Origin of the sequence: Parafilimonas sp., assembly GCF_047606085.1 — a bacterium.
In the GTDB taxonomy this organism is placed as follows: domain Bacteria; phylum Bacteroidota; class Bacteroidia; order Chitinophagales; family Chitinophagaceae; genus Parafilimonas.
In genome coordinates this window covers 18,244-29,467 of sequence record NZ_JASGEX010000129.1, presented here as the reverse complement: position 1 = coordinate 29,467, position 11,224 = coordinate 18,244, and the positions used below count along the sequence as shown (strand labels likewise).

Here is an 11,224-nt window from a genome sequence, read left to right as displayed (position 1 = left end):
CTCACGAGCGGCCTGCACTCCCTCGACCGCGACGAGCTGGCGCTGTGGCTCGACCGCATCGAAGCAACACAAAAATTCATGCATGCAAGTATTCAAATCATTCCTGCTTATTATCAGCGTATGCTTCCCGTTAATAACATTTGCCCAGCCGCCGAAAGGCCTGCACTGGGCTGCTGACGGCAACAGTTATTATGAAACTTCGGCTGATGGCATAACCAACATTCAAATGCCTTCTTTTACACAAACAACTGTTGTAACGGCTCAGCAGTTAACGCCCTCCGGCGCCGCGCAGCCATTACTTGTGCGCAATTTCTTCTTTTCCAGCGATGGAAAGAAGGCGCTTATTTATACCAACAGCAAAAAAGTATGGCGCTATGATACCCGCGGCGATTACTGGGTTTTAAATACAACCGATAACAGCTTAAAACAAATCGGCAAAACACTGCCGGCTTCTTCGCTGATGTATGCAAAATTTTCGCCGGATGGCACTAATGTAGCCTACGTAAGCAACCATAATTTATATGTGGAAGACCTGAATACAGGCGCTGTAAAACAGCTTACCACAGACGGCACAGACCGCATGATAAACGGCACTTTCGATTGGGTGTATGAAGAAGAGTTTGATTGCCGAGATGGCTTTCGCTGGAGCCCCGACAGCAAAACCATTGCTTACTGGAAAGTGGATGCCACGAAAATCCCCAACTTTTTAATGATAGACAATACCGATTCTACTTACCCGTTTGTAAAGCCCGTTGAATATCCTGTTGCCGGCGTTGACCCTTCGCCTTGTTATGTTTACACGGTAGATATTGCAAGTGGCCATTCAACCAAAATGAATATCCCCGGCGATGCGCAGCAGCATTATATCCCGCGCATGGGATGGGCTGCTAATGCTTCACAGCTCATCATCCAGCAATTTAACCGCAAGCAAAACGAAGTAAAGCTGATGTATTGTGATGCCGCCACCGGCGCCGCCAGTGAAATTTATACAGAAACCGCCAAGGCATGGATTGACAATAAAAATGCCTGGGCCTATAACAATTTTAAAACAGGATGGGAATGGGTGAAGAACGGGAGCGCCTTTTTATGGGTGAGTGAAAAAGACGGCTGGCGCCATATTTATTTAATAAGCCGCGACGGCAAAAAAGAAACTTTATTAACCAACGGCAATTACGACATCATTACACTGAATGGGTATGATGATAAAAGCGGGTATGCATACTTTATGGCTTCGCCCAACAATGCCACACAGCAGTATCTCTACCGCGTAAAAATGGATGGCAAAAGCAAGGCGGAACGTTTATCGCCCGCTGAGGAAAGCGGCACGCATGATTATGACCTCTCTCCCAACGGGCTGTATGCCTCGCATGCATTTTCAAACATCAATACGCCGCCTGTGGAAGACTGGGTAAGCCTGCCGCAGCATAAGATAATCAAACAGGGCGAAAGAGAAAGTTATGGGAACAATTTGCCGCATGCAGACATGTTTCAGGTAACAACAGATGATGGCATTACAATGGACGGCTGGATGGTGAAGCCAGCCAACTTTGATTCAACAAAAAAATATCCCGTGGTTTTTTATGTTTATACAGAGCCGGCTTCGCAAACGGTGAAAGACGAATACGGCGCAGCATTTAATTTTTTGTATAACGGCAGCATGGCTGATGATGGTTACATCTATATAAGCCTCGATGGCCGCGGCACACCGGCGCCAAAAGGCGCTGAATGGCGCAAAGCCATTTACCGGAATATCGGTCGCATCAACATCCGGGATCAGGGCATGGCGGCCAGGAAAATAATTCAATGGCCGTTTGTTGACACCAGCCGCGTGGCCATCTGGGGCTGGAGCGGCGGTGGTTCCACCACGCTTAACTGCCTGTTCCAGTTTCCCGATGTGTATAAAACAGGTATTTCCATTGCGGCGGTTGATTACCAGCTTACCTACGATAATATTTACCAGGAACGTTACATGGGCCTGCCGCAGGAAAACAAGGAAGATTTTATTGCCGGCTCGCCCGTTACCTACGCCAAAAACCTGCAGGGGCATTTACTTATCGTTCATGGCACAGGTGACGATAATGTGCATTATAAAAATGCTGAAATGATGATTAATGAACTGATAAAATACAATAAGATATTCCAGTTTATGCCTTATCCAAACCGTACGCACAGTATAAATGAAGGCGAAGGCACCACAAAGCATTTACGCAATCTTTATACTACCTTTTTACAGCAGTATTGCCCGCCGGGAGGAAGGTAAGAAAGATGACAGATGGGAGATAACGGATGACAGGAAGAGCGCCTGAGAAGCTGTTTGAATTTTTATCGCACAGAGATCGCGGAGCTAACGGAGGTGTATTATATCTCTGTTTACTCCTTTGCTCTGTGCGAAAAACTATTAAAAACTTAGTTGCATCTGTTTTACTTTGCTTGTATGAGTTCAACAAAAAACCTTCGTATAGTTTTTATGGGCACACCTGAATTTGCCGTGGCTTCGCTGGAAGCATTGGTAAATGCAGGCTGTAACATTGCTGGTGTTATAACCGCACCGGATAAGCCTGCTGGCCGCGGCATGCAGCTACAGCAAAGCGCTGTAAAAAAATATGCGGTTGAAAAAAATTTGCCCGTTCTTCAACCGGAAAAATTAAAAAACCCTGGGTTTATTGAACAATTAAAATCCCTGAAAGCTGATGTGCAGGTGGTTGTGGCTTTTCGCATGCTGCCTGAAATTGTATGGAATATGCCGCCGCTTGGAACGATTAATGTACATGCATCGTTGTTACCGCAATACCGCGGCGCGGCGCCTGTAAACCGAGCTATTATAAACGGCGAAACAGAAACCGGCATCACCACTTTTAAACTGCAGCATGAAATTGATACCGGCAATATTTTAATGCAGGAAAAAATTGCCATTGGTGAAAAAGAAACAGCGGGAGAACTGCATGATAAGCTGAAAGAATTGGGCGCATCATTAATTGTAAAAACAATAGAAGCAATAGCAGGCGGCAGTATCCGGGAGAAAGAGCAATCAGCAATCAGCTATCAGCTATCAGCTATTAAACATGCGCCTAAATTAAACACTGATACCTGCAAAATAGATTGGAATAATACAGCTTCGGATATATACAATTTAATCCGCGGCCTATCGCCTTACCCGGCAGCCTTTACTTACCTTGACGATAAGGTGCTTAAAATATTCTTTGCGGAAAAAGAAACAGCAACGCACAATTTTGCAAACGGTTCTTTTCATACCAACAATAGAACCTATTTGAAATTTGCCTGTGCTGATGGCTTTATTCACTGCAAAGACGTGCAGTTGCAGGGAAAGAAAAGAATGCATATAGAGGAATTTTTAAGGGGGTACAGGTTTAACTAAAAGGTTTCAGGTTGCTGGTTTCAGGTTGCTGGTTTCAGGTAACCGGTAACCGGTAACTGGTAACTGGTTTAAACATCGCTGCTTAGCGGCACTGTAAAGGCAATTATATTTTCTTCGCCGCTTCTTTCAAACAAAATATTGCCTTCTAATAAGATGATGCGGTTTTGAATATTCTTTAAGCCAAGGCCTTTTTTTTCATACCGGAGCTTTTCAAATTCCTGCTGTGTTAAGCCAACGCCATTATGCTTCATAACAAAACAGAGCCTGCTTGCCGATACAAAAGATCGTATATTTAATTCAGTGGCAGCGCTATGCTTAATAATATTGCCGCACAGTTCCTGCAATATCCTGTAAATACTGATGGCGCCTTCGGGGTTCCTCGACTGATATGATTCATCTAACTGTGTTGTTATATCTAATTTGCCCGGCTGGTTTAGTTTTTGCGTGAAGCTGTAAATGGCTTCATTCAAACCAAATTCCTTTAAAACATTTGAATGCAGGTTATGCGATATAAAACGCACTTTCTGAATGGATTCATTCAGTAGCTCAATAGACTTCTGAAAAATTTCATTTTCATTTTCTCCCATCTTCCCGGCATGCAGGTTATACAGGTACAATCTTGTTGCCGAAAGCAGGGCGCCCACTTCACCATGCAACTGGTCTGAAATGCGGTGCCGTTCTGTTTCCTCGCTCATTACCGCAGCCCTTATCAGTTCGTTCTGCTGTTTCTCTTTTAAATGCAGCAGGTTTTGCTGATACTGGAATTTCTTGCGCTGGCTGATATTAAAGGCAAACAAAAAGCTTATGATAAGCAACAACATTACCGCAATGGCAACGGTAACGAATACGGTAATATTAATTGCTGCTATGTTTGGAACTTTCATAAAACGCCTTTGCTATAAACAAACAAAATATAAGATAATTAATGTTTTGAACAATATTCCAGGCGTATGCAGCATAAGTGCTGTTGCTATGGATAAGCGTGTTATAAAACAGGAACAGCGGAAAGCAAACTGCCTCATACACTGCAAGGCCTGTTATTATAAAAGAAGAAGCATCGGCCCGTTTGGAAACTTCATCAGCCTTAAGCTTTTTCAAAAAATACCGGATGCAAAACACCAGCAAAATTAAAGCTTCGAGGCTAAAGGTGTTTGAACTGAAAGCCGTTAGAAAATCCTCAAGAAATATAAAATTGAATATGATCAAAATGAGCGCTGCACTGTAAACAACAGGTATGACCCTCTTGTTTGGGAACAATTTCAGCCGCGAAAAAAACCATGCAAAACAACTGAGCCTGCATACAGCAATAAGCGAATAATAATAATGGTTGTTATCAATAATTTTAAAATAAACAGCATAAGAAGCTATATACAGGCACAGTATTAAAGCCAGGTAAACCTTAACGGGCTTTATATAATAGCTGCGTGGTTTTTTAATTATCCATACAATTACGGGAATAAGCGTTGCCCATAATTCTGTCCATTGTAAAATATAAAATATAATCAAGATTACGGAACAAGTTTCGGTGGAACCGGGTTAAAGCTTTTGGCAGCAGCCAGTTTTTTATAAAGCTCCCCAAGCACTTTTCTCTTGGTTGAGGCATCAAGTTCATCAGCATGTCGAAGGTTAAATTTTCATGCCCATATCTACTCTTATATTCTTCAATAATGTCTTCGGGCTTTGCGTCTGCATAAAACTTAGTGGCATTATTGGTTTTGAACTGTAAAACAATTATACCACTTGCATAATTATCCAGCACTTTTTTTATTTCAGAACCCCTTAACAGACATTACGGCCACACCAACTTGGGCATTGGCAGTAAAACAAAAACCGGTAACAAAAAAAACAAAAATAAGAACGAGTAGCTTTTTTATCATAATGAGGCTTTTAGCGGGGTAAAGTTAATATATCAGATTAACTTCCTTTTTTATATATGAAAAACCTGCAAACATATTTTCAATCTTAACTAACCGTAATAATCTTTAAAAAATAAATATGAGATTTTGATCCTCCATATAATTATGGGCAACTTTGTTGTCCATAATTATGACCTCTGTAAGATATGAAATATCATTTAAGGAAGAAGCTGTGGAGGGATAGGGTTAAAACTTTTAGAAGCAACTAAAAGCTGATTAAGCTTATCGAGAACCTGTTTAGTAGCCGTTGGATCAAGCTCTCCAAAACTTTCCGAGTTTAAGTTTTTATATTCTGGTAAATCTACCTGTTTCAATAAGTCATCGAAACTTACAAGAGAAATTTTATAGATAATGTAAGGATTATCATAATAAGGAATCAAGTAATAAGTTTTACTCGTATCAACCGCGCCATCAGGTAGAGAATCAAGCGAATACTTCCATTTTAATGTTGGTAACACGAAAGTATCAACTGTTACAGGTACGTTTACTAATTTTTGCAAAGAGATGTTAGTGAACGGGGGAGTAACGCTTGTATTATATGCTTGAGCCTGAGCAAAAAAAGCGCTTCCATTATTAGTTTTAAACTGTATGCTAACCACACCACTTGTATAAGTATCCAAGACGTGTTTAATCTCGGAACCATGAATGGACATGACAGCTACTGAAATTTGTCCATTTACATTAAGATAGCAACAGCTGAGGGCAAGCAGTGCAATGGAATAAAATAATTTTTTACACATAGTTGGAGCTTCTAAAGATGAATTAATACATAAATTTATGATATATATGTTAATTCAATAAAAACATATTCCTATAAAGTTTGCGATCTCCAAATCAACACTCAACTCCTATCTTTACCATCTTTCGCAGGTGGGTGCCCCACCCACCTGTAGAACCCTGCTACCGGTTGGTGTCTCACCGACCGGAGCGCCGCGTATGAAGCGAAAATTTGAAATGCGCCCTGCATCAGCCCTTGCGCCTTTGCGTGAAAAAAATATTTATAGCCGGAAAAATGTTTATGCGCCGCAGCCTTGCAGGCGTATTTTCCATAAAGTTTGCAAGCCTGTTATCCAATCAACTCTTAACTAACTATTATCTTTACCATCTTCTATGCAACTCGCAACATTTTTAGCAAAGCGTATAGCATTTAATAAACAGCATTCCTTTTCAAGGTTTATCATAAAACTGGCTACGGCAGCAACGGCTTTGAGTGTAGCGGCCATGATTATTACACTGGCTTTTGTAAACGGGTTTCAGTATGCCGTCAGCAATAAAATATTCAACTTCTGGGGCCATTTGCGGGTACAGGAATATGAACCGGACAAAGCCATGATTGCAGAAGAAACACCCTGGCAGCCCAACGATACAACGGTACAGATACTGCATATTTTTCCGCAGGTAAAACAGGTGCAGGCCTTTGCCACAAAGAGCGCCGTAATTGAAAAGAACAAAGAAATAGAAGGCGTATTGTTTAAGGGTGTTGACAGCAGTTACGATTTTAATAACCTGAAAACATTTTTAAAACAAGGCCGTTTTCCCGGGTTTGATAAAGCCGGTTACAGCAAAGAGATTTTAATTTCAGAGCCCATAGCCAATGAACTGCAGATACACCTGAACGATTCGGTGAATGTTTATTTCATTAACCAGCAGGAAGGCAGGGCCAGCGCGCGGCGCCTGCAGGTTTGCGGCATATTTAAAACCGGCATTGAAGAGTATGATAAAACTTTCGCCATTGGCGATATCCGCCTGCTGCGGCAGGTATATAACTGGCAGCATGGCGAAATAGGCGGCTATGAAGTTTTTCTTAATGATTACGATCAGATGGACACCCTCAATGCTATGCTTTACGAAATGCTGCCGCAGGCATGGATAAGCCGCACCATCAAACAGATCTATCCCAATATATTCGACTGGCTGCAGATACAGAATGTAAACCGCAACGTAATTTTTACCGTAATGGCCATTGTAGCCATCATAAACCTGGTAACCTGTTTGCTTATACTAATACTCGAACGCACCAGGATGACGGGCGTTTTAAAAGCGCTTGGCTGCCGCGACTGGGTGATACAAAAAATATTCCTGTATCATGCCGGCATTATCGCCATACGCGGCATTCTCATTGGCCTCTTCTTTGGCCTGGGTATATGCATTTTACAGCAGCAAACCGGTTTTATAAAAATGAACGAAGCCGCCTATTATGTTTCCGAAGCGCCCGTTTACATTATCTGGTGGCAGGTGTTTGCCGTGTGCGCAGCCACACTGCTCGTGTGTTTTCTTGCACTGCTCATACCTACATGGCTGGTAAAAACCATCAGGCCGGTTAAAGCCATACAGTTCAGGTAGCTTAAAAACAGCTTCGCTGCTTTATTTTTTATTATGATACCAGCTATTGATACCTTGTGGCGTCTTAGTTGCGTCGCATCACTTCGGCAATTGATTAATATAGCGGCTTCCGCATCATTATTCAAACTTCGCTGTTTAATTTTTATAGCACCATTATATAACCCATAACTCTTGTATAAGTAAATTTGCAGCCAGTAAAATCTATACATCATGCGCACAGCCGGAGACATCCTGAAACAGAAAGGAATACAGTTTAATTATATAAAACAGAATGAAAATGTTTTAAATGCAATCGGGCTTCTGAAATCAAAAAATATCAGCTACCTTATTGTTACGGATGACAACAATAAATATATCGGCATTTTCTCCGAGCGGGATTATGCGCATAAAGTAATCCTGGAGCACAGGCAATCCGCCACCACCCGGGTAAGCGATATAATGGCAACTGATCTGGTAAATGCTTCCCCTGAAGATTCTACCAGCAAGCTTATGCTGTTAATGAATAACTCCAAAGCAAGATATATTCCTGTTTTTGATGCAGGTAAATTTATTGGCGTAATTACCATGCACGACCTTATGCGCGAGGCCATGGCAGATTATGAAGAAGGCAGAAAAAATTTAGAAGCGCACCAGATAGAATTTTTAAAAGCCAATAACCAGTAGTTGTCTTCAGCAAAGGCACACCTAATAACCGTGGGCTGAAGGCTGCAGCACAAGGGAATAACGCAGTTTGTAAACAAAAAATCATTCCAACAAATACTACCGCTATTTGTCGGCGCTCAGGCTCGCCATCATATATTCTTTATTCAGACGGCCAATATTGGTTACGGAAATTTCTTTAGGGCAGGCAGCTTCGCAGGCATTGGTATTCGTGCAGGCGCCAAACCCTTCTTTGTCCATTTGATTAATCATGGCCACTACACGGGTCTTGCGCTCGGGGTCGCCCTGTGGCAATAAGGCCAGGTGAGATACCTTTGCTGATACAAACAACATGGCAGAACTGTTTTTGCAGGCTGCCACGCAGGCGCCGCAACCTATACACGCTGCCGCAGCAAAGGCTTTATCAGCGTTTTCTTTTTCGATAGGAATGCTATTGGCATCCACCTTATTAACATTGCCGGTATTTACGGAAATATAACCGCCGGCCTGTATAATCCTGTCGAACGCAGAACGGTCAACCACCAGGTCTTTTACAACCGGAAAAGCTTTGGCGCGCCAGGGCTCCACAACAATGGTATCGCCGTCTTTAAAAGCCCGCATGTGCAACTGGCAAACGGTATTTGCCTGCCAGGGGCCATGTGGCTTGCCATCAATATACATAGAGCACATGCCGCAAATACCTTCGCGGCAATCATGATCAAAAGCAATAGGGTCTTTGCCTTCGGTAATTAACCGCTCATTCAGCACGTCAAACATTTCAAGAAAGCTCATTTCACTCGAAATGCCTTCCACTTTATACGTTTCAAATTTTCCTTTCTCTTTATTATTTCTCTGACGCCACACTTTAAGTGTGAGATTCATGTTGTAATGTTCCATAAAAACCCTAACCCTGAAGGGAATTTTTTATTTTTAATTAATAGCCTCTCCAAACTCCCCTTTAGGGGTTGGAGGCATTATTTATAACTCCGCTGCGTAGGATGCACTACTTCATAATTCAACGCTTCCTTATGCAACGCCCAGTATTCATCGCCTTTATATTCCCAGGCCGAAACAAACATATAATGTTCATCGTCGCGCAGGGCCTCACCTTCTTCCGTTTGATATTCTTCCCTGAAATGACCGCCGCAGCTTTCGTTACGGTCCAAGGCATCCATGCACATCAGTTCCCCCAGTTCCATAAAGTCTGCCACACGGCCGGCTTTATCCAGTTCAGGATTAAATTCATCAATGCTTCCGGGTATTTTTACATTACTCCAGAACTCTTTTCTCAATGCACGAATTTCTTCAATTGCTTCCTTCAGCCCCTGCGCATTCCTGGCCATGCCGCATTTATCCCACATAATTTTCCCCAGGCGCTTATGCAGGCTTTCAACAGATTCATTGCCTTTAATATTCATCAGCGTTTGTATCCTTTCCGCCACTTTGTTTTCGGCCTCTTCAAATGCAGGATGTGTTGTAGGAATGGCGGGCGTTCTTATTTCATCTGCCAGGTAATTGCCTATTGTATATGGAATTACAAAATAGCCATCTGCCAGGCCCTGCATCAATGCACTTGCACCTAAACGGTTGGCGCCATGGTCGCTGAAATTACATTCGCCCAAAGCAAATAAACCGGTTACTGTTGTTTGCAATTCGTAATCAACCCAAAGGCCGCCCATTGTATAATGTACTGCAGGATAAATGCGCATAGGCACCTGGTAAGGATTTTCGCCGGTTATCTTTTCATACATATCGAAAAGGTTGCCGTATTTTTCTTTCACCACTTCATCGCCCATTTGTTTAATCTGTTCTGCCGATGGATGATCTATGCCGCGTTTGCCTGCTTCTGTTTTGCCATAACGTTCAATGGCAGAAGCATAATCGAGATAAACGGCCTGCCTGGATGAACCAACGCCATAACCGGCATCGCACCTTTCTTTAGCCGCCCTTGATGCCACGTCACGCGGAACGAGGTTGCCAAAAGCAGGATACCTTCTTTCCAGGTAATAATCCCTTTCATCTTCAGGAATTTCATTAGGCGGCCTGCTATCGCCCTTTTTTTTAGGAACCCAGATGCGGCCATCGTTACGCAAACTTTCACTCATTAAAGTAAGCTTGCTTTGATAATCGCCGCTAACGGGAATACAGGTTGGATGTATTTGCGTAAAACAAGGATTGCCAAAATAAGCGCCTTTTTTGTGCGCCTTCCAGGCGGCGGTAACATTGCTGCCCATAGCGTTTGTGGAAAGATAGAATACGTTGCCATAACCACCGGTGCATAAAGCTACCGCATGGCCAAAATGCCTTTCCAATTCACCGGTTATAAGGTTGCGACAAATAATGCCGCGGGCTTTGCCTTCAATTATAACAACATCCAGCATTTCGTGACGGGAATACATGGTTACATTGCCCAAAGCCACCTGGCGTTCCAAAGCCTGATAAGCCCCAATCAATAGCTGCTGGCCGGTTTGGCCTGCCGCATAAAATGTTCTTTGCACCTGCACACCACCAAAACTCCTGTTGCTTAATAAACCTCCATATTCACGTGCAAACGGAACACCCTGCGCCACGCACTGATCAATAATACTGCCGCTTACTTCGGCCAAACGGTACACGTTTGCTTCTCGGGCCCTGTAATCGCCGCCTTTAATAGTATCGTAGAATAAGCGAAAAACACTATCGCCGTCGTTTTGGTAATTTTTGGCAGCATTAATACCACCCTGTGCCGCAATGGAGTGTGCGCGGCGGGGAGAATCCTGGAAACAAAATGCCTTTACTTTATATCCCATTTCTCCCAAGGATGCCGCTGCAGATGCGCCGGCCAAACCTGTGCCTATAACAATAATTTCAATCCTGCGCTTATTGGCCGGGTTTACAAGCTTGCAATGGCCTTTATAATCCGTCCATTTATCTTCTAATTTTCCTTCCGGGATTTTTGCATCAAGCATAT

Annotated in this window: 9 protein-coding genes; 4 read left to right on the top strand and 5 right to left on the bottom strand. The window is 42.9% G+C overall.

Annotated elements, in window-relative coordinates; genetic code table 11:
- The first annotated feature begins 82 nt into the window (after positions 1 to 82).
- Positions 83 to 2,260, top strand: a complete 2,178-nt coding sequence (locus QM629_RS11620; protein ID WP_415160041.1) for a S9 family peptidase — start codon at positions 83 to 85, stop codon at positions 2,258 to 2,260.
- A 174-nt stretch (positions 2,261 to 2,434) separates the two neighbouring features.
- Positions 2,435 to 3,376 carry a methionyl-tRNA formyltransferase gene (gene fmt, locus QM629_RS11615; RefSeq protein WP_415160040.1) on the top strand — a complete coding sequence of 314 codons (942 nt, stop codon included), beginning with the start codon at positions 2,435 to 2,437 and terminating at the stop codon, positions 3,374 to 3,376.
- Positions 3,377 to 3,444: 68 nt separating this feature from the next.
- Here the strand turns inward: fmt and QM629_RS11610 are convergent, their stop codons facing one another.
- The 3 genes from QM629_RS11610 to QM629_RS11600 all read right to left on the bottom strand — a co-directional run bounded on the left by QM629_RS11610 (position 3,445) and on the right by QM629_RS11600 (position 6,032).
- A complete protein-coding gene (locus tag QM629_RS11610; RefSeq protein ID WP_415160039.1) occupies positions 3,445 to 4,260 on the bottom strand; it encodes a sensor histidine kinase in 816 nt (271 codons plus the stop codon).
- Positions 4,232 to 4,882 carry a hypothetical protein gene (locus QM629_RS11605; protein ID WP_415160038.1) on the bottom strand — a complete coding sequence of 217 codons (651 nt, stop codon included), beginning with the start codon at positions 4,880 to 4,882 and terminating at the stop codon, positions 4,232 to 4,234. Before QM629_RS11605 ends, QM629_RS11610 begins: the two co-directional genes overlap by 29 nt.
- A gap of 568 nt (positions 4,883 to 5,450) precedes the next feature.
- Complete coding sequence (locus QM629_RS11600) at positions 5,451 to 6,032, bottom strand: hypothetical protein (protein WP_415160037.1); 582 nt, start codon at positions 6,030 to 6,032, stop codon at positions 5,451 to 5,453.
- A 370-nt stretch (positions 6,033 to 6,402) separates the two neighbouring features.
- Between QM629_RS11600 and QM629_RS11595 the strand changes: the two genes are divergently transcribed.
- Together QM629_RS11595 and QM629_RS11590 are read left to right on the top strand one after the other, a co-directional pair.
- The gene (locus QM629_RS11595) at positions 6,403 to 7,635 is read left to right on the top strand and encodes an ABC transporter permease (RefSeq protein WP_415160036.1); all 1,233 of its coding nucleotides are present in this window, start codon (positions 6,403 to 6,405) and stop codon (positions 7,633 to 7,635) included.
- A 210-nt stretch (positions 7,636 to 7,845) separates the two neighbouring features.
- Complete coding sequence (locus tag QM629_RS11590; RefSeq protein ID WP_415160035.1) at positions 7,846 to 8,298, top strand: CBS domain-containing protein; 453 nt, start codon at positions 7,846 to 7,848, stop codon at positions 8,296 to 8,298.
- 102 nt (positions 8,299 to 8,400) lie between these two features.
- Here the strand turns inward: QM629_RS11590 and QM629_RS11585 are convergent, their stop codons facing one another.
- Positions 8,401 to 9,156, bottom strand: a complete 756-nt coding sequence (locus QM629_RS11585; RefSeq protein ID WP_415160034.1) for a succinate dehydrogenase/fumarate reductase iron-sulfur subunit — start codon at positions 9,154 to 9,156, stop codon at positions 8,401 to 8,403.
- A gap of 92 nt (positions 9,157 to 9,248) precedes the next feature.
- Positions 9,249 to 11,222 carry a fumarate reductase/succinate dehydrogenase flavoprotein subunit gene (locus QM629_RS11580; protein ID WP_415160033.1) on the bottom strand — a complete coding sequence of 658 codons (1,974 nt, stop codon included), beginning with the start codon at positions 11,220 to 11,222 and terminating at the stop codon, positions 9,249 to 9,251.
- Positions 11,223 to 11,224 lie beyond the last annotated feature (2 nt).